Consider the following 19224-nt stretch of genomic DNA (forward strand, 5'->3'; position numbering starts at 1 on the left):
TCCAGAGCCATTGACGGCCAACCGCTTTTAACAAGAGTGGATAAATTCAGGACAAAAAAAACCCCGGTGGACAAACCGGGGTTTAAACATTATCTCATATAGAAATAATCAGAGGAGGATACTCATGAAGAAACATGATTAAGGTGAATCATATTAGAACTTTCTAATCTTGTCAACTTAATTCTCCAGAATTTTTCAAAAAAGTTGTGATTAAACAATGATTTTTCAATCACTTATAAAATATAAGGAAATTGTTATTTCCGTTTTTCTCCCCCGAAAGCGCGCAAAAAAACTTAGCGATTTAACCCTTAAAGCAAACGTCTAAAATGGCTTAACTGCGGCGCCAACTGGTACCTTCGGCGGTATCCAGCAATTCAATCCCCTGCTCTGCAAGCTGATCTCGAATCTCATCGGAACGGGCAAAGTTTTTCTCCGCACGTGCCGTACGACGTTCTTCAATTAACGCTTCGATTTGTTCGTCACTCAATTCCGAATCAGAAGGTTGCGATTTAAAAAAGGCCTCCGGCGTTTGCATCAACAAACCAATTTGATTCGCCAGTTTCACCAACAGACCGCACAAACCGGCCTCTTTGGTTTTGTTCACTTCCTTGGCCAGCTCAAACAGCACCGCCATTGCCTTCGGCGTATTAAAATCGTCGTTCATCACTTCCATGAATTCCGCTTCAAAAGGCGAGTTTTCCACCGGCGTTCCCGGAGCCACCGCCTCAACCGCCGAATACAGTCGTCCCACACTGGCTTTGGCAGCTTGCAGATTTTCTTCCGAATAGTTCACCGGGCTGCGATAGTGGCTGGACAGCAGGAAGTAACGAATCACTTCCGGATGATACACTTTTAACACTTCGCGGATGGTAAAGAAATTATTCAATGACTTCGACATCTTCTCATCATCAACACGGACAAAACCGCAGTGCATCCAGGTATTCACATAGTGTTCGCCGGTGGCACATTCCGATTGAGCGATTTCGTTTTCATGGTGCGGGAACGACAGATCCATGCCGCCGCCGTGGATATCAAAATGATTGCCCAAACACTTGGTGGACATCGCCGAACATTCGATATGCCAGCCCGGACGCCCCTCTCCCCAAGCCGAATCCCAAGCCGGTTCGTTTTCCTTGGACGCTTTCCAAAGCACAAAATCCATCGGATCCTGTTTAATGTCATTGACCTCAACACGAGCTCCCGCTTCCAATTCTTCCAGGTTTTTACCCGATAGACGGCCATATGCTTTAAACGCTTTGACTTTAAAGTAGACATCGCCATTGCTGGCCGGATAGGCAAAGCCTTTATCGATCAGCGTCTGGATCATATGGCGAATCTCGTCCATATATTCCGTCGCTTTCGGTTCCATGTCGGGGCGCAACACATTCATGGCCGTTTCATCGGCATGCATTTCGTCGATCATGCGGCTGGTCAAAGCCTGAATGGATTCGTTGTTCTCTAAAGCACGTTTAATGATTTTGTCGTCGATGTCGGTGATATTGCGAACATAAGTCACATCGTACCCCAGACTGCGCAGATGGCGCACCACCGTATCAAACACCACCATGACACGTGCATGACCGATATGGCAGAAGTCATACACGGTCACGCCACACACATAGAGCCCAACCTTTCCTGGCTGGATCGGAGTAAACAGTTCTTTTTGTCGGGTTTCGGTATTGTAAATATGCAGTGCCGTCATGGTGTATGCCTAGTTTTTCGAGTAATTTAAAATTTCTGTTTTATTTCAAGGGGTTAGACATTCATTTTAACGAATTCATGACCCAATACCATCCAGTAAACTCAACATTCACACGTCATTGTCAAACGCCTTATGTCGCAGAGTAAAACACAAAGTGTCGAAAGGCGCCGGTAAACGGTTCAGCTTAAGTCTGGCAGATGTTAGAATGGCGCCTATTATAACTTATCCACGACCTTATTTAGAGTCGTAATAAGAACCATAATCTATAGCGTCTTAACCGGAGACATTCCCTATGATGAGAAGAGCGTTTTTAACTGTTTCACTGGCGTTGGCAGCTTTGTTTATCGCACCTGTAAGCTGGGCACAATCCGACACCGAATCCAAATCGGACAACCCGCAAGTATTGATGGAAACCAACTTCGGCAGCATTTTGATTGAGCTTTACCCTGACAAGGCACCGGAAACCGTTGAAAACTTCCTGGCTTACGTTAAAGAAGGGTTTTACGACGGCACCATTTTCCATCGCGTTATTCCTAACTTTATGATTCAAGGCGGTGGCTTTACTCCGGATATGAATAAGAAACGCACCCGTGCGCCAATCAAAAACGAAGCGGACAACGGCTTGCGCAACCAGATCGGCACCATTGCCATGGCGCGCACTAACGACCCGCATTCGGCGACCGCCCAATTCTTTATCAACGTGGCACAAAACAGCTTCTTGGACTTCCGTGAAAAAACCGCACGCGCTTATGGTTATGCGGTATTCGGTCGCGTGATCAAAGGCATGAAAGTGGTCAACCAGATCCGTCAAGTGAGAACCGGGTTTAAAAACGGTCACGGTGACGTTCCACTGGAACCGGTCATCATCGAAAAGGTACGCCAAATCAAATAACGGACCGCCTGCTCCGGCGTTATTTCACTCCACAAAAAGCCGCTCTATCCCAAGGCGGCTTTTTTCAACTTACTTAAGATTAATTGTTACCGTTAAAGGAATCGACATGTCAAAAGTGATTATTCACACCACAATGGGCGACATTACTGTTGAATTGAACGATGAAAAAGCACCGATCGGTGCAGAAAACTTCATCCACTATGTCATGGAAGGCTGGTATAACGGCACCCTGTTTCACCGTATTATCCCTAACTTCATGGTGCAAGGCGGCGGGTTGCTGCCTGGAATGGAAGACAAACCTTCCGGGGATCCAATCGAAAACGAAGCCGATAACGGCTTGAAAAACGAGCGCGGCACGATTGCTTATGCACGTACCATGGATCCGCATTCCGCCACGACGCAGTTCTTTATCAATCTTAAAGACAACAGCTTCTTGGATCATACCGGCAAAAACACCCAAGGCTGGGGGTATGCGGTGTTTGGAAAAGTCGTCGATGGCATGGATGTAGTGGATGCCATGGCACAGGTTGGAACCACCAGTCGCCGCGGCCATCAAGACGTTCCGGTGGAAGACATTATCATCACCAAAACCACCTTGATTGAAGACTGATTGACCGTTTTCTTAAACCGACTGAACAGGCCTGTTCAGTCGGTCTTTTAATGCGCACCTCCCCCTAATTTCAAGCGATTTCCTCACGCATTTTTTAGACAAGCTCTGCTACAATCTCACCATGGATAAGCAAGCTGCCACACACACTCTCTCATCAACCGCTCCCTACACACTGTTTATTGCAGACGTCCACCTGCAACCGGATTTCAGTGACCCCATCAATCAAGCCTTTATGCGGTTTCTCAAGGAAGAAGCCCCGCTGGCTCAGGCGCTATACATTCTGGGCGATCTGTTTGAAATGTGGGTGGGCGACGATGTGGGATTGGAGCTCTATGCCCCGGTGATAGAACAGTTTGCACAGCTTTCTCAAGCCGGACTGCCGATTTACTTGCAGTACGGCAATCGAGACTTTTTGATGCGCCATGAATTTTGGAAAGCGAGCGGCATTCAAAAACTCAAAGAGCCCTACGCAATCACACTTCACGGACACTCCCTGCTGTTAATGCATGGCGATACGTTATGTACCGACGACAAGGAGTATCAGAAAATGCGCCGTATTCTGCGCAACCCTGTGGTGACCTGGAGCTTTCTGCACCTGCCGCAACATAAGCGTCTGCAGATCGGCCAGAATATGCGTGAGAAATCGAAGAAATACAGCAGCAATAAGGCGGAAAACATCATGGATGTCAGCAACAAGGCGGTCACCGCTCTCTTCAAGCGCTATCCTGATGTGACACATTTGATTCACGGCCATACTCACCGCCCCGCGCATCATGCATTGACGATTGAAGAACAAACCAAACATCGTTGGGTGTTAGGGGATTGGCGTCCACAGAGCAAAATTCTCAAAGTCAGCACCGAAGGGCTGACATTACTTTCCTATCCGTTTGACGTTTAGAGCAAACACTAAACGTCAAATTTCAAAAATTTAAACTCCACCTCGCCGCCATCATTTAAGGTAAAACGCACTTTTTCGGTCACACGGCCGGCTTCTTGCGTGCCCGAACAGGTCCAAGCAATGTGCCAGTCATAGGAATAGTCGCAGCGATAAAGGTTGTCTCGCAGGTGTTCTATCCGATCCACCGCCATATTGCCGGCATAGACAGCCGCCGTACTGATATGCGATAGGTCCTGCACGAAAGCCTGCTCCATCTCCGGCATGACTGACTGAATCAAGCCTTTCAGTTGCGCGGCCTGTACCTCACCATGTTCCATCTTCTCATGCGCCAGCTGACTAAATCGCTTTTTCACACTTATTCTTTCCTACTGTTAAATAAAAACTGAACAGGCCTGTTCAGTTCTCAGTTACCAAAATCTCAAACCACTGGTTTAGAAATGTTTGCTGGCCAAAACATCCTTCTCGCCTTCCGATTTGGCAATCACCACCGCACCGACGGAATCACTGAAAATATTGACTGCGGTGCGCATCATATCCAGCAGACGATCCACCACCAACAATAGACCGATCGCTTCGGCGGGCAAACCGACCGCCACGAGGATAATACTGATCGCTACCAGACTCGCCGAAGGAATCCCGGCCACGCCAATGGAAGTGGTCAGGGCGATGACGACAATCAATAACTGCGTGCTCCAATCCAACGGCACGCCAAACAGTTGCGCGATAAACACCGCCGCCACACATTCATACAGTGCGGTTCCATCCATATTCACTGTCGCCCCCAAAGGCAAGACAAAACTGGTGACGCGGTTGGATACCCCGGCACGCTCTTCCAGAGAGCGCATCGACACCGGCAAAGTGGAAGACGAAGAGCTGGTGGAAAAGGCGGTCAACAAGGCCGGTGCCATGGCCTGATAGTGCAGCCACGGATTACGCACGCCGCCTACAAAACGCAGAATCAACGGCATGACTACGAGCAAATGGATTCCCAATGCCAGTACGACGGTCATAAAAAACAGCGCCAAATTACCAAACTGATCAAAGCCGGTTTTGGCGACTGACGCGGCGACGAGCCCAAACACCCCGATCGGGGCAAACTTCATCACCCAGGCGGTCATCAGCATCATGACATCGAACACACCCTGCCAGAAGTCCATCATCACTTCCCGTGGCCGCCCTTGAATCTGAGTCATAAAATAACCGAACAGCAAGCTGAAAAAAATCAGTCCCAACATCTGCCCGCTGGCGGCGGCATCGACAATATTGGTTGGAATCATGCGTAGGAACACATCCACCACATCCGCCGCAGACTTGCCCTCTACCGCTTGAGAAACATGCTCATTGGCCTCAATCACCGGCGGCGGATTGTCCGACACCCCCGGTTGAATGACATTGACCAAAACTAAACCGACCATAATGGCGATAAAACTGGTCAGCACATAATAGGAAAGGGTTTTCGCGCCCAAACGACCGAAGCCGCCCTGGGCGCCGATATTGCCGATACCGGTAATAATGGCGGAGACCACCAGCGGCACCACAATCATCTTCAGTGCATTTAAAAACAGCGTACCAATAAAGGTATACACCGCCAGCCAATGAATTCCCATCACCGTGCCTTCGGTGCCGGTCAGCGTTCCCATGACCGCGGCCAATAAAAGCGCGATCAGAATTTGCCAGTGCAGAGCCAGTTTCATACGATTTCCTTGCTGTAAATTCTTCTTTCAATCAGTTATAAAAAAAGCGCCAATAAGGCGCTTTCAATCGTTCGTTTGCCGCCGTTTAAATGTCCGGACACTGGTTCCAAGACATAAACGAACCCAAGTTATAGACTTCATCGAAGTTTTGTGACAGCAGAATTTGCATCGCCATATGAGAGCGTTGTCCAGAACGACAGAAAACAATCACTGGCAGATCTTTATCCAACATACTTTCACCGACACGATCGATGTCCTGTAAAGGAATATTAACCGCACCAGGCAGTTTGCTCATCGCAAATTCTTCAGGGGTACGCACATCAACCAGTTGTGCATTTTTTTCTTTAATCAGACGCTTGGCGTCTTCGCACGGAATGAACATCGTTTATTTATACTCCAACCTGTCGAGACTTTATCCAAACCATCGTACAACGCTGTACATCTTGAAGGCTTGATCAAAGCGCTCTTATCATTTTTACAGTGATTTTTAATGGTCCGTAATATACCGCATGAATTTTAAAACAACAAATTCAAACTCATTGTTGTTGCCCAAATAAAACCTATAGCAAACAGAGCGGCTAAAATATCGTCAAGCATGATGCCGAAGCCGCCTGTTACGCGCTGGTCAGCCCAACGGATCGGCCAGGGTTTGGCGATATCAAATACCCGAAAAGCCGCAAACGCCAAAAGCCAATACCCCCAACTCTGATCAGGCAACGTCAAGAGCACCAGCCAAATTCCGACGAACTCATCCCAGACAATGCCGCCGTGATCATGCACTCCCAATTGCTCGGAAGCCCGACCGCAGATCCATGACCCGAATAAAAGTCCGACTAAAAACAGAATTAAGGCGACGGTTTCATTGCAGAGCAACAGTGGCACAAACAACAACATACCCAGCAAGGTTCCGGCGGTTCCCGGCCCTTTTGGGGCAAGGCCTGAACCGAAACCAAACGCCAACAACATCGTTGGGCTTTGCATCAGCGCTTTAAAACTGGGAGCGGATTGTGCCATAACAATCGGCTTGGATTATGAACGTTTTTTTGCAGCGGTTCTTAAACGCAATGCGTTTAATTTAATGAAGCCTTCCGCGTCTTTGTGGTTGTAGGCGCCACCGTCTTCTTCGAAGGTAGCAATCGCTTCATCAAACAGACTGTTATCGGAGGTACGTCCGACGACAATCACGTTTCCTTTATAGAGTTTCAGGCGTACGTGGCCAGAAACATTTTCTTGAGATTTGTCGATTAGCGCCTGCAGCATTTCACGCTCAGGGCTAAACCAGAATCCATTGTAGATCATTTCCGCATATTTCGGCATCAACTCATCTTTCAAGTGCGCGGCATTACGATCCAAGGTCAAGGATTCCATCGCACGGTGGGCTTTCAACATAATGGTGCCCGCAGGGGTTTCATAACAGCCGCGAGCTTTCATACCGACAAAACGGTTTTCCACGATATCATCACGCCCGATACCGTTTTCACCTCCCACCTTATTCAGGTACTCCATCACCGTGGCCGGTGTCATCTTTTCGCCGTTAATAGCGACAATATCACCTTTTTCGAATTCAATGTCTAGATAGGTCGGTTCATCCGGTGCATTTTCCGGAGAAACCGTCCATAACCACATATCTTCTTCCGGCTCATTGGCAGGATCTTCAATAATCCCCCCCTCATAAGAGATATGCAGCAGGTTCGCATCCATTGAATATGGCGACTTTTTCCCTTTTTTCTTTTCAATGGCAATATTGTGCTCTTCAGCATACGCCATCAATTTTTCACGTGACAGCAGATCCCATTCACGCCATGGCGCAATGACTTTGACATCCGGCATCAGGGCATAAGCATTCAATTCAAAACGCACTTGGTCGTTCCCTTTACCAGTCGCACCGTGAGAGATGGCGTCCGCCCCCGTTTCTTGGGCGATCTCAACCAAACGCTTGGAGATCAATGGACGTGCAATGGAGGTCCCGAGACGGTACTCACCCTCATAGATAGCGTTGGCGCGCATCATTGGAAACACAAAGTCGCGGGCAAACTCTTCACGCAGGTCTTCAATATAGATCTCTTTGATGCCCATGGCTTCCGCTTTGGCGCGAGCAGGTTCCACCTCTTCGCCCTGACCAATGTCTGCCGTAAACGTAACGACTTCACACTGATACTCTTCCTGTAACCACTTTGCGATAATAGAAGTATCTAATCCACCCGAATAAGCCAAGACGACTTTTTTGACTTCAGACATATGTTTGTTTCCTTAAAGCGTTTATTGCGTTTTAACTATTTGCGATTTGCGCGAATTATACATTAAAATCACTTCTTTAGACGAACAAAAAGAAGCCTAAGCATGAAGTTATTTGACTTTTTCAAAGTCGCGCCCCAATACCTGATTCCCAAGCATTTGCTTTCCGAGTGGATGCACTGGTTTATGCAGGTAGAAACTCCGTGGATTAAAAACACCACGATCAAGCTGCTCAGCAAGCTATACAAAATTGATGTCAGTGAAGCCATTGAAGAAGACCTGGAGGCCTACCCGCACTTTAACGCCTTTTTTACCCGCGCTTTGAAGCCGGAACTGCGCCCGGTCGACGCGGATCCTCTAACCTGGGTCAGCCCAGTCGACGGCCTAATCAGCCAATCCACACCGATTGAACAGAATCGCATCATTCAGGCCAAGTGCCACGATTATACGGTAGAAGCGCTGGTCGGTGGCGACATTGAATACGCCAAGCAATTCCATAACGGTGAAGCGGCGGTGATCTACCTCTCACCCAAAGATTATCACCGCATCCACATGCCTGCAGATGGCAAATTGGTGTCAATGACCTATGTGCCAGGCGACCTGTTTGCGGTTAATCCGGCTACGGTGCGCAACATCGATGGACTGTTCGCACGAAACGAACGTGTGGTGGTGCGTTTTGAAAACGACCACGGTCCTTTCTGTCTGATTATGGTCGGAGCGGTTTTCGTCGGCAGTATAGAAACCGTCTGGGAAGGCAAAATCACCCCCGAATACGATCCTGTACTGCGTCATTGGGATTATCAGCAACAGAATTTACACTATCGTAAAGGCGATGAAATCGGACGCTTTAATATGGGCTCAACCGTGGTATTATTAACCCCTGAAGGTCAACTGCCGGAGCTAGGACAGATTCGCCAGAATACGCCTATCAAAATGGGAGAAAAAATCGCCCGTTATCCAACGCCGGATAATGCCAGCGACCCCAATCACGCAGATAAAGTGACAAATGAAGCACATTCTGCGGCTCCGGAAGCCGCTCACTCTGAGACGTCTACCGAATCCAAACTTTCAACTGAGGAATAAACATGAAACAGATTACTGCCATTATTAAACCTTTCAAATTGGACGATGTTCGCGATGCCCTTCATGATATTGGCATCCACGGTATGACAGTAACAGAAGTCAAAGGGTATGGCCGTCAAAAAGGGCACACCGAAATGTACCGCGGAGCGGAATACGTAGTGGACTTCCTACCTAAGTTGAAATTGGAAATTGCGGTAGCCGCCAGCACGCTGGACGCAGCGGTTGAAGCCATTATCAATGCGGCGCAAACCGGTAAAATCGGGGATGGTAAAATCTTTGTCACCGACATTGAACAGACCATTCGCATCCGTACCGGCGAGACCGGTGAAGAAGCGTTGTAATCTCTCATTGCTGAAACTGAACAGGCCTGTTCGGTTTTAGCGAGATGCAGAATAAAAAAACCGCAAAGGGGTTAAGACTTTGCGGTTTTTTTATGCCTTGTTTACACCTATCCGGTTCGGCGTTTTGATCAGGCCGGCTCACGTTTACATCGGTACTCTGTTCAATGGTGCGAGGCTTTGTCCTCTGCATCATGTACAGCATGGTGCGCTTCATCATAACGCTCGCGCAGCTCGGTCAGTTTCGCTATTCGCCGCTCGATCAGCTCATTCACACTGCCTTTGGGATAACGCCCTGAGGCATCCGCCACCCCCATCTCTCTTCCTGTCAACAAGGTCATTACCTCATCGATGGTTTCTACGGCATAAACATGAAACTTCTGTGCTTTGACTGCATCCACTACAGCCTGTTTTAACATCAGGTGAGCGACATTCGATTTTGGAATGATAACGCCCTGCTCACCGCTTAATCCACGTGCTTCACAAATATCAAAGAACCCCTCAATTTTTTCGTTGACGCCGCCGATCGCCTGAATCTCACCATGTTGATTGACCGATCCGGTGATTGCCAGACTTTGACGCAGCGGCACCTCTGCCAAAGCGGAGAGCAGCGCACACAGTTCGGCCGCTGAGGCGCTGTCCCCTTCAACCATGCCGTAGGACTGCTCAAACACCAGGGTGGCCGACAACGCCAGAGGGCGCTCTTTGGCATAGCGATAGGCCAAATAAGAGGAAAGGATCATCACTCCCTTGGAATGAATCGCTCCGCCCAATTCCACTTCGCGTTCAATATCGACGACTTTGCCGCTTCCCAAACGAGCGGTAGCGGTAATCCGTGAAGGCCGGCCGAAGGCATAACTATCAAGCTGTATCACACTCAAACCATTTACCTGCGCGATCTTCTCACCGTCGGTATTAATCAAATAAATGCCGCGTAGCACCGTCTCTTGAACCTTTTCACGCAATTGATCCATGCGATACAGGCGCGTATCAATGACTTTTTGTACGTCATCTCGACTCACGGCCTTGTGATCAGCCTGTCGAGCCCAGTAGTCAGACTCTTTGAGCAGGTCGGACAGATTTCCCATATGCAGCGACACCTTTTCGCCATCTTGCGCCATACGCGAACAGTGCTCGATGATGCGTTCCACCGCTGCTTTTTCCAGAGGCAACAACTGGTTCTGCTTCTGCAAGGTCGCAATCATGCGCGCATAAAGCGTCATGCTGCTCTCGTCACGCTCCATCTCTTCTGAGAAGTCGGCTGCGACCTTAAACAACAGATCAAATTCCGGGTCATACTGTTTTAACAGGTAATACAACAGGCGACTGCCAGTCAATACCACCTTGATGTCCAAAGGAATCGGCTCAGGTTGCAGCGAGGTGGTACTGGCCAGACTCATAATCTGTTCGATCGATTCGATTTTGATCTCACGCGCACGCAGCGCACGCTTAAGTCCCTCCCAGGCGTACAAGGAAGTGAGCACCTTGCGTGCATCCAACACAAGGTAACCGCCATTCGCCAAATGCAAGGCGCCGGGTTTAATCAGTGAAAAATCGGTCAACAAAGTCCCGAACTGAGCAATATGCTCAATACGGCCAATTAGGTTCTGGTAACTTGGGTTATCCTCAAACACCACTGGAGCCCCTTCGGTTTCACTATTGTCTACCAGAACATTGACCTGATAGCCCACAAACTCTTCCGCCACTTTGGATGGGTTTGGGGCATGGGATTTTTTCTCTGCCGCATATTTACGAAAACGCTCTACATTATCGATAATGTCGCATTTAGCCTTCTCGATAAAAATTTGTACCGTTTCAAGCTCTTGATAGCCCCGGCGCAAATCATCCGCATAATGCGTGACCGTCATCAATGTCACTTCTCGATCAAGCTGCTTGACTTTTTCACGCGTTTCTTTCTGCCAGACCGGTATTTTCAGCAGCAGACTTTTCAATTCATCCTGAATCTCTTCCACCACCCGGCCAATGACCTGTTTCTCTTCATCCGGCAATTTTTGGAACTCTTCCGGCGTCATCGCCTTGTCCCCCATACGCGGCCCCAGATTCCAACCGCTCGGCGTACGCACCATCAAAATATTATTGCTTTCGGCCTTGGCCGCAATCTCTTCCAATGCCTGGTCTTCGCGCTTCACATAGTCGTCATGAATGGTTTGAAACGCGGCTTGATATTCGTCACTTTCAAACGCCGCCGGAATCGCCACCAAAATATCCAACACAAACTGCTGCATATCCTGCTGAAGTTGATGCCCGGTTCCTTTTGGGAGCTTCAACACCACCGGCTTGTGGGAATCCTCAAAATGGTTGACATAGCACCAGTCAAAGGGCCCTTCTTCTTCATTCTGGCCAGACTGTTTCTGTTTGGCTTCAGTTTCCAAAAGCTCTTTCACCGTGGTACGTTTCCCCAGCCCACTGGAACCGGACACATAGAGGTTATACCCTTCATGCTTAATGCCGATGCCGAACTTCAACGCCTCCATCGCACGCTGCTGACCGAGGTGTTCATCCAACTCTTCCAGCTCGTCACTTTGTGCAAACGGCAGATGGGAAAGATCGCAAATATGGTATAAATCAGCGAACGGGACTTTGAAAGGTGTGGCGAGCTTCTGGAACGAATGGGCAACGTTTTTTTTCATACGATACTCTTAAAAGAGGCTAAAGAGGTGGATCACAAAAACAAACAATTCGTTTTTTTACCCACTGTACTGAAAGAGTGCTAGAGGATGCAAATTTTTTACCGACCAAACCACACAAAACACACTGTTCAGGGCTGTTCAGTTTAAGCCGCTCCAATCGGTGTGGCTCAGACAGACGTTTTTGCCAATATTTTAAACACTCCGTCCTCACTCCGAGTGACCTGAGTATTTAATTTACCGCACTCTCGCAGTAACGTCTGCAGCAACCAATCGGAATCTCCTGACGAAGCGCGTTGTACTTGAAATTTACGAATGCGCGTCGGCACCAACTCAAGCTCGAGTAATTTGCCACCTTCGGGACACATCCTTACAAAATACATTCCTCCCAATTCGCCACGGTACACTTCATAATGACCAATTCCCTCATAGTCATTTAAAAAATCGCCGCAGCCATAGAGGATTGGCTTGCCGTGATAAATTTCAACCCCTTTGACGTGATGCGAAGAGTGACCATAAACGACATCCACACCGGCTTCATCAATCAGAGCCTGGGCAAAAGCGCGCTGTTCTGCGGGGATTTCATATCCCCAATTACCACCCCAATGTACCGAAAAAACGACCAAATCACCCTGCTGTTTATGGAATGTAATTTGTTCGCAAACCTTATTTAGACTTGCTTGCGTTAAGTCGCTTAAATAATTAATGCCAGGACGATCCGAACAGGCCTGCCAAGATTCTGGAACCCCACTGGATGCCATGCCATACGCAAACACCAGCACCCGCCCTTTGCCCCTGATAGCGATTTCAGCCGGTGCTTGGGCTTCACAAAGATTTTGCCCGGCCCCACAAAATAGCAGGTGTTTCGACTTTAATGTCTCCAAGGTCTCATTCAGACCTTGGCTGCCCCAATCCATAACATGGTTATTGGCCAAAACGCAGCAGTCAATCTTGGCGGAGGTAAGACAGCCCGCATTTAACGGATGCAAGCGGTAATGAATGCCTTTATCAGGCCACGGCGTGTCCGAGGAAGTGACGCTGGTCTCCAAATTAATAATTTTAACCTCCGGACAACGGGCTTCAAGCTCGGCCAGAACGTCGCCCCAGATATAATGCTCATCAACCTTTCTGGGAATCGATCCATTTATGCGTTCTGCCAGCCGGATATAATCTCGGGCATCTTTTACATAAGATTCATACAAAACCGGTTTGTTCGGATGTGGCAGGATCTGATCAATCGCCCTGGCTGGCATGACGTCACCGCAAAGAAAAAGTTGGATGCCACCATGCTTCTTGGAATGAAAGCTCAAACCCATTCTCCCGGATTTTGTTATTTAACTTATAGCCAATCAGACAATGGTTTAGGCTTGCCTAAATGATAGCCCTGCCCGTAGGTGACCCCTATTCTTTTCAACACCATCACATCTTTTTCCGATTCGACGTACTCAGCAACCGTTTCCTGGCCTCTGAGACTGGCAATTTCCTGAATATACCGGATCACCGCTTTATCGGATGGGTCTTTGTGCATGTCACGAACAAAAGAACCGTCAATTTTAACCACGTCAAAAGGCAAACTTTTTAAGTATTCAAAAGAGGACATACCGGTGCCAAAATCGTCTAAAGCCAAACCGATGCCGGTACTTTTTAACCAGTCGATAAATTGGTTAGCCCGATTAAAATTCCCGATGGCGGAAGTTTCTGTAATTTCGAGCTCCAGTTTGTTCCATGGAAAATCAAAGTGTTGAATGGCATCTTGAACGCATCTTTGGAAATCGGGGTGGTTCAGCGACGACCCTGCTAAATTGATATGGGCTTTTCCCAAATTCTCTATGTGTTCGGGATGGTCTGTGACGGTTTGCAAATATTTCCACAGTACAAAACGATCAATTTCCGCCATCAATTGATAACGTTCTGCCACCGCCAAAAACTGATCAGGGGCAATCAACTGGCCATCAGCGTTCCTTAGGCGCAATAAAATCTCATAGGAGGCCTGCTTACTTTGTTCTTGAAACGGAACGATCGCTTGCGCGAAAAGCTCAAAATGCGCCGGACCATCCGATAGTGCCTCCTTCAAATACCCTGCCGTGACAACCTGCTGATTGTAGTTTTGTGCGGCTTCATCACCGGGAGTGAAAACGCTTAATTTATTTCGGCCCGCACTTTTCGCCTGATAAAACGCGGTTTCAGCCGCCTTGCTGAGTTCTTCCATGGTGTATTGATTGGGATGAAAATGCACCAATCCCATGGACGCGGAGATGGAATAGGCCTGTCCTTCCCAACTGAAGCGAAAATCATGCAACAGTTCCAATAAATCCTGCGCCCATTTTTCAGCTTCTGCCAAGGTCACTCGTTTAAGCAGAATATAAAAATCATCCCCGCCGATTCGTGCCATACAGGCTTTTTTAGGGAGCTTGATTTGACACTCCCGAGCGACCATTTTCAACAGTTTGTCGCCCGCTGTCGTCCCTGCGGCATCGTTGATCATTTTAAATTGGTCTAAATCCAGATAAATCAAGGCATGTTGCGAAGATCGCTTGCCTTTCATTGCTAACAGGATCTGCTGTTCAATATAGTAGCGATTGAACAAGCCGGTTAACTGATCGTGCTCAGACTGATAACGCATTTGCTGAGTGGTTTGAGCAATTTGCGTCATCATCTTTTGGTAGCCATCGTAGAGCTTTAGCACCTCATTTTGCGCTTGCGTTTTGAGCTTGGGAAAGCGGTTATGGGTCGGATCACTCTGTTCCATGGCATGCGCCAACTGCAAAAAAGGTTCTGAATAACGGCGGCTGATACGCGATGCCAGCAACAAACCGCCGACCATCAGAACCGGAAACACCACAACATAATATGTCAGCTGCTCATTCAGCTGGGTCTGGAAGCTCTTCATATCAATGATAAACGTCACATAACCATAGGTCTGCTCTTCGATGGTCAACGGACGCCTAATATATAAATCATCCCCACTAAATTGCGCGGTGTCGGTAGCTGAAGCGATTAAATGATCGTAATTCTTATCATTGGCCTTAAACTCATATACCGCCTCCCCTTTTTGATTAACCAAATACACACGGTCTAACGATGGGAAATTGGAAAGCCGAAAAGAAAGGTTCGCCAGAACATCGGCTCGGTGCGTTACCGAAGCTTGCAGCATATCGTAACTGAGCGCTTCATTGAGGTTGTTGGCGAGCTCTAAAGCCAAAGCTTGTCTCTGCTTGAAATCGAGCCAGAAAGAGAGACTAAGCATCAAAAACATCACAAGCAGCAATAACGATGAGGTTAAAATTGAAAGTTGGGTACGAATGCTAAGCCGAGACCAGATCACTACTTATGCTCTCCTAAAGGACTGGAATTCACCTGAGTAATTTGAGCCGGATCCCCCTTTTCCACAGGCAATGAAAAATCGTTCGCCCACTCTTTCCATGAGGCATCGTAATTGGCCACGTCATAACCCAGTTCACGCAAGGCCAGATAGTTGGCGGCTGAAATCCGGCCAATCGCACAGTAGGTAATGACCTTATGCCCTTTAGGCAAATCTTGATAGACTTCTTTTAATTTCTCTAAACTCTGGAAATGGCTGTCTGTTTGATTCGTATCGATATTGTGAGATGCCGGGATATTAATCGCTGTTGGAATATGCCCAAAGCGCTGTGCGGAAGAAACCTCGCCAATATAGGCGTTGTAAGGGCGTGCATCGACAATGGTTTGAAACGGGTTGAGCACCGCTAATTGAGTGGTAAATTTACTCGCTAAACGCTTGTGATTAATCTGTACGGTATATTGGCTCGGTTCTATTGATGCCTGGTGATACTCAACCGCGAATCCCTGTTTTTGCCAGGCGGCATAGCCGCCATCCAACACCATGACCTGTTTCAAGCCAAAGACCTCTAACACCCAAAACGTCCGCGCCGCATCCACCAGCTTACCGTCATCATAAACCACCACTTGGCTGTCTGCAGTTAGGCCGGCACTACGCAGCAACTGCTGCATTTTGTGTGGTGAAGCCAATTGACCGTCCACCCTCTTATGTTGATAAGTCCACTCGACCGGAAAAGAACGGGCTCCCGGGATGTGATCGTCTCGATAGGCCTGCTCGGAACGAGTATCCAGTATGACGATGTTGGCTGCTTTTTCATTTAAAACGGTCTTCAGTTCTGAAGGCTGTATTCTCAAGGTATCCGCCAGCACGGGTTGCGCAATCATTAACAGTGCACCAAGCAAAAAGAGTTTTCTCATGACGCAAAACTTCATAATAAGCCACTCGCAACAGGGAAAATAAGGGGGTGATTAAGCCTAAAATCCAACGTTTCAGATACCGGGGGCGACAGCCACCAAAGTTTCTTGATCATAAACACCCCCTCCTTTGGCCTTGGTCACAAAAAACGAACTAACTTCATTGACTTAATGTACCAGAGCCTTCTTTCTATCCACATAGAAACTTTAAATGCCACATTTGTATTTTTGATATAAAATCGACTCTTAACTAATCACAACGTCGTGTTCAACTTACTCACCCTTCTACTCTTAACTTATTGATTGAACATATTGTATGAAACATCACTTAGCGGTGGCGGCGACTATCTTAGGAAAAGTAAAGCTACCAAAAATTTCTAACGAAGTCGCCCGACTCCAAGAAGAGTCAATGAAAACGGATCCCGACGTCAACGTAATCACCGATTGCATTAATCGTAACCCGAGACTGTTCACTAAATTCTTGGCCATTGCCAGCTTCATCTCTAAAAAAGAGGTGACTTCCGCCCGCCAAGCCGTGGATATTTTGGGTACCAAAGGCATCTTTACCGTTTTCTTCTCAAGTGCCATTGAATTCAGTTTTCAATCGGATAAAGAAAGCGAAGCGATTATTAATCATGCCAGCCACATTGCGGCGGCCATGTCAGAGCTTTCCAGCCGCATTCAGGAAGTCAAAGAGAGTGATGCCTATCTTTATGGTCTGCTCTACAACATTGGCTATATTGTGCTCAATCTGTACAATCCAACCGCCAGTAAAAGTTGCTACACCACCAATCTATTAACGCCTTCACAATCCGAAGCCAAAGAATTGGATCTTTTCGACACCACCAGTAATTACATCGGCGTCTATGTCGCGAAAAAATGGCGGGTTAAAAATTCTGTGTACTGCGGTATTCTCTTCCAGAATAAAAAAATTGAAAAATGCCCTGAAGGCCAACACCTGGCTTACGAATTGATCAACCTGCTCAATGTGGCTCGAATGGTTGTGGCAGAAACCGAAAACAAACTTTATGTTACCGAAGAGATTCGCAATGCGGCACTTGAGTCCATGAAGCGCTTGAATCTGACAAACCAGGACTACATTCGCGCGCAAAAGAAAGTACAGCAGTTGGTCAAAGCGATGAAGGCGTTTCCTGACAACTTTATGGATGAGGTTGCACAGGCCTAACAATCTAGCCGTCTCCTGTGCTTATTTTCCTTGGGCTGGCGTATACCAGCCTTTCATGACACTTCTTTTATCGATTAAACCTTCAACGCTTACTGATAATTTACGCGCATCGCCGATGCATAAGGTTTATGATGTCCTAACTGACTTGTGTGGAAAAAACCACTCTCACCTTTGACAAAGCGAATCCCTTATGAGCAAAGTGCATGATCTAATGACCGAAATCAAACGACTTGAAGCTGAGTTATTAGACGAAATTCAAGAACAGGAAAAGCGCTTTCTCTATAAAACAGAAAACAAAAAAGTCGTTTTTGATAAAGAAACCCGGAAAACCCATCAGGCCCAAGCCACCAATGTGTGGGTATACCTTTCCGAAGCGCCTGTTCTAAATATTTTGACCTTTCCCATTATCTGGGCCTGCATCATCCCGGCACTCTTTTTAGATGCGGTAGTTAGCTTTTATCAGTGGGTGTGTTTTCCGGTCTACGGCGTTAACAAAGTCAAACGTGGTGACTATATTGTGATTGACCGCCATCAATTACGCTACCTCAACGCGATTGAACGCCTGAACTGCATTTATTGCGGCTACTTTAACGGCTTGTTAGCTTATATTCAGGAGATTGCGGCGCGTACCGAGCAGTATTGGTGCCCAATTAAACATGCACGTAAATTGGCCACCATGCATCACCATTACCCTCAATTTCTGGAGTATGGCGATTATCAAGGCTATCAAAAAGAATTGGGACGCATTCGGCAACAATTGCGCGAACAGGACATGGATCACTCTAAGGAAATGCTTCAACCGGCTGTAGAAGAATCTGAACAAAGCTCTACAACAAACAGGCCTGCCAGCAAAAAACCATCGGTTGCAAACCGCCGCGACTAGCCATTCACACAAGCCGTATTACCAATAAGTCACGCCAACGCAATGCGTTTGACTGTAGCCAGCCGATACTTCACCCAACGGCATTAACGGCCAAAACCACTGTCTTTCGGTTTTAGGGACCTTCTGCCCCCACCACAAATCAAAACGTTCAATCTCCTGTCCTCGAGTATCGAAACGCTGCGCATATCGGTCCGCGATCAAACACACCTTGGAGCCACATTGCGCAAACTGCCGCAAATAATGAAGGTGCTGAGAAATCAACGCTTGCGCCATGCGTTCAGCTTGCTCATCTGAAATAGAGCAATGTCGAGTCAACCAATCAAAAGGGAGCAACGGCAATTGGGTAGTTAAATTGAGTGAAACAACCAGATCGATCTCAGAGTCATCAAGCCAGCGTTTTGGAGAAGCGAGCTTGGACTCACACCGATAGAGAGATAACAGCGATTCGGTTACGTCCCATTCGACTAGATGAACATTGCGATAGGAGGCAATCTGGCTGCGCGCAGAACGCAAAAAAACCAAATCGACCAACAGGATCTCATCGAACCTCTGACTGAGTTGAGCGAGAGGAATGTCCTGTAAAGTGCCCGCACCTAAGATAAGCAGCTTGCGTTTTGACTCAACTCGTTCACAGGCTTCCAGCACAGCTTGTTGACAAGCCTGATAGTGGGGTTGCCACTGCCTTTGACAACGCTGACTGCGTGCGGCCATGGCGATCGCTTCACGCAGAAAGCCCATTTTTTTCGCATAGGGCAAGGTGATTGGCGTTGTCAGATACTGCCAAGCTTCCCAAATCACGTCACAAGTTACCAGGCCTGTTCA

Annotated in this window: 18 protein-coding genes; 7 read left to right on the forward strand and 11 right to left on the reverse strand. The window is 47.7% G+C overall.

What is annotated here, in order from left to right; all coding sequences use genetic code 11:
• Positions 1-331 precede the first annotated feature (331 nt).
• Complete coding sequence (cysS, locus tag QCB44_RS05600) at positions 332-1702, reverse strand: cysteine--tRNA ligase (RefSeq protein WP_279408470.1); 1371 nt, start codon at positions 1700-1702, stop codon at positions 332-334.
• A gap of 292 nt (positions 1703-1994) precedes the next feature.
• Between cysS and QCB44_RS05605 the strand changes: the two genes are divergently transcribed.
• The 3 genes from QCB44_RS05605 (at position 1995) to QCB44_RS05615 (ending at position 4102) form a co-directional block, all read left to right on the forward strand.
• Positions 1995-2594, forward strand: coding sequence for a peptidylprolyl isomerase (locus tag QCB44_RS05605; protein ID WP_279408472.1), 600 nt, complete (start codon positions 1995-1997; stop codon positions 2592-2594).
• 106 nt (positions 2595-2700) lie between these two features.
• A complete protein-coding gene (locus tag QCB44_RS05610) occupies positions 2701-3204 on the forward strand; it encodes a peptidylprolyl isomerase (RefSeq protein WP_279408473.1) in 504 nt (167 codons plus the stop codon).
• Positions 3205-3325: 121 nt separating this feature from the next.
• Positions 3326-4102, forward strand: coding sequence for a UDP-2,3-diacylglucosamine diphosphatase (locus QCB44_RS05615; RefSeq protein ID WP_279408475.1), 777 nt, complete (start codon positions 3326-3328; stop codon positions 4100-4102).
• An 8-nt stretch (positions 4103-4110) separates the two neighbouring features.
• Here QCB44_RS05615 and QCB44_RS05620 read toward each other — a convergent pair whose 3' ends face one another.
• From QCB44_RS05620 to QCB44_RS05640, 5 genes are all read right to left on the reverse strand, one after another.
• Positions 4111-4455, reverse strand: coding sequence for a hypothetical protein (locus tag QCB44_RS05620; protein ID WP_279408477.1), 345 nt, complete (start codon positions 4453-4455; stop codon positions 4111-4113).
• 78 nt (positions 4456-4533) lie between these two features.
• Positions 4534-5796, reverse strand: a complete 1263-nt coding sequence (locus QCB44_RS05625; protein WP_279408479.1) for a dicarboxylate/amino acid:cation symporter — start codon at positions 5794-5796, stop codon at positions 4534-4536.
• 85 nt (positions 5797-5881) lie between these two features.
• Positions 5882-6178, reverse strand: a complete 297-nt coding sequence (locus QCB44_RS05630; RefSeq protein ID WP_279408480.1) for a rhodanese-like domain-containing protein — start codon at positions 6176-6178, stop codon at positions 5882-5884.
• Positions 6179-6312: 134 nt separating this feature from the next.
• Positions 6313-6810, reverse strand: coding sequence for a phosphatidylglycerophosphatase A (locus QCB44_RS05635; RefSeq protein ID WP_279408482.1), 498 nt, complete (start codon positions 6808-6810; stop codon positions 6313-6315).
• 15 nt (positions 6811-6825) lie between these two features.
• Positions 6826-8034 carry an argininosuccinate synthase gene (locus tag QCB44_RS05640; RefSeq protein WP_279408483.1) on the reverse strand — a complete coding sequence of 403 codons (1209 nt, stop codon included), beginning with the start codon at positions 8032-8034 and terminating at the stop codon, positions 6826-6828.
• A gap of 102 nt (positions 8035-8136) precedes the next feature.
• On the opposite strand from QCB44_RS05640, the gene asd reads away from it, so the two are divergent.
• Together asd and QCB44_RS05650 are read left to right on the forward strand one after the other, a co-directional pair.
• A complete protein-coding gene (gene asd, locus QCB44_RS05645; RefSeq protein ID WP_279408484.1) occupies positions 8137-9114 on the forward strand; it encodes an archaetidylserine decarboxylase in 978 nt (325 codons plus the stop codon).
• 2 nt (positions 9115-9116) lie between these two features.
• A complete protein-coding gene (locus QCB44_RS05650) occupies positions 9117-9455 on the forward strand; it encodes a P-II family nitrogen regulator (protein WP_279408486.1) in 339 nt (112 codons plus the stop codon).
• Between the two features lie 161 nt (positions 9456-9616).
• Here the strand turns inward: QCB44_RS05650 and QCB44_RS05655 are convergent, their stop codons facing one another.
• The 4 genes from QCB44_RS05655 to QCB44_RS05670 all read right to left on the reverse strand — a co-directional run bounded on the left by QCB44_RS05655 (position 9617) and on the right by QCB44_RS05670 (position 16336).
• The gene (locus QCB44_RS05655) at positions 9617-12103 is read right to left on the reverse strand and encodes an AAA family ATPase (RefSeq protein ID WP_279408488.1); all 2487 of its coding nucleotides are present in this window, start codon (positions 12101-12103) and stop codon (positions 9617-9619) included.
• Positions 12104-12270: 167 nt separating this feature from the next.
• Entirely contained in the window at positions 12271-13410 is a 1140-nt protein-coding gene (locus QCB44_RS05660; RefSeq protein ID WP_279408490.1) for a CapA family protein, read from the reverse strand.
• Between the two features lie 29 nt (positions 13411-13439).
• Entirely contained in the window at positions 13440-15347 is a 1908-nt protein-coding gene (locus QCB44_RS05665) for an EAL domain-containing protein (RefSeq protein ID WP_279408492.1), read from the reverse strand.
• A gap of 77 nt (positions 15348-15424) precedes the next feature.
• Positions 15425-16336: a rhodanese-like domain-containing protein gene (locus QCB44_RS05670; protein WP_279408494.1), complete on the reverse strand. Its 912-nt coding sequence runs from the start codon at positions 16334-16336 to the stop codon at positions 15425-15427.
• 313 nt (positions 16337-16649) lie between these two features.
• Between QCB44_RS05670 and QCB44_RS05675 the strand changes: the two genes are divergently transcribed.
• Positions 16650-17519, forward strand: a complete 870-nt coding sequence (locus QCB44_RS05675; RefSeq protein WP_279408495.1) for an HDOD domain-containing protein — start codon at positions 16650-16652, stop codon at positions 17517-17519.
• Positions 17520-17709: 190 nt separating this feature from the next.
• Positions 17710-18402, forward strand: a complete 693-nt coding sequence (locus tag QCB44_RS05680; protein WP_279408496.1) for a hypothetical protein — start codon at positions 17710-17712, stop codon at positions 18400-18402.
• Positions 18403-18420: 18 nt separating this feature from the next.
• Here QCB44_RS05680 and QCB44_RS05685 read toward each other — a convergent pair whose 3' ends face one another.
• The gene (locus QCB44_RS05685) at positions 18421-19200 is read right to left on the reverse strand and encodes a hypothetical protein (protein WP_279408497.1); all 780 of its coding nucleotides are present in this window, start codon (positions 19198-19200) and stop codon (positions 18421-18423) included.
• Positions 19201-19224 lie beyond the last annotated feature (24 nt).

Source organism: Thiomicrorhabdus sp. zzn3, from assembly GCF_029767755.1.
GTDB lineage: Bacteria > Pseudomonadota > Gammaproteobacteria > Thiomicrospirales > Thiomicrospiraceae > Thiomicrorhabdus.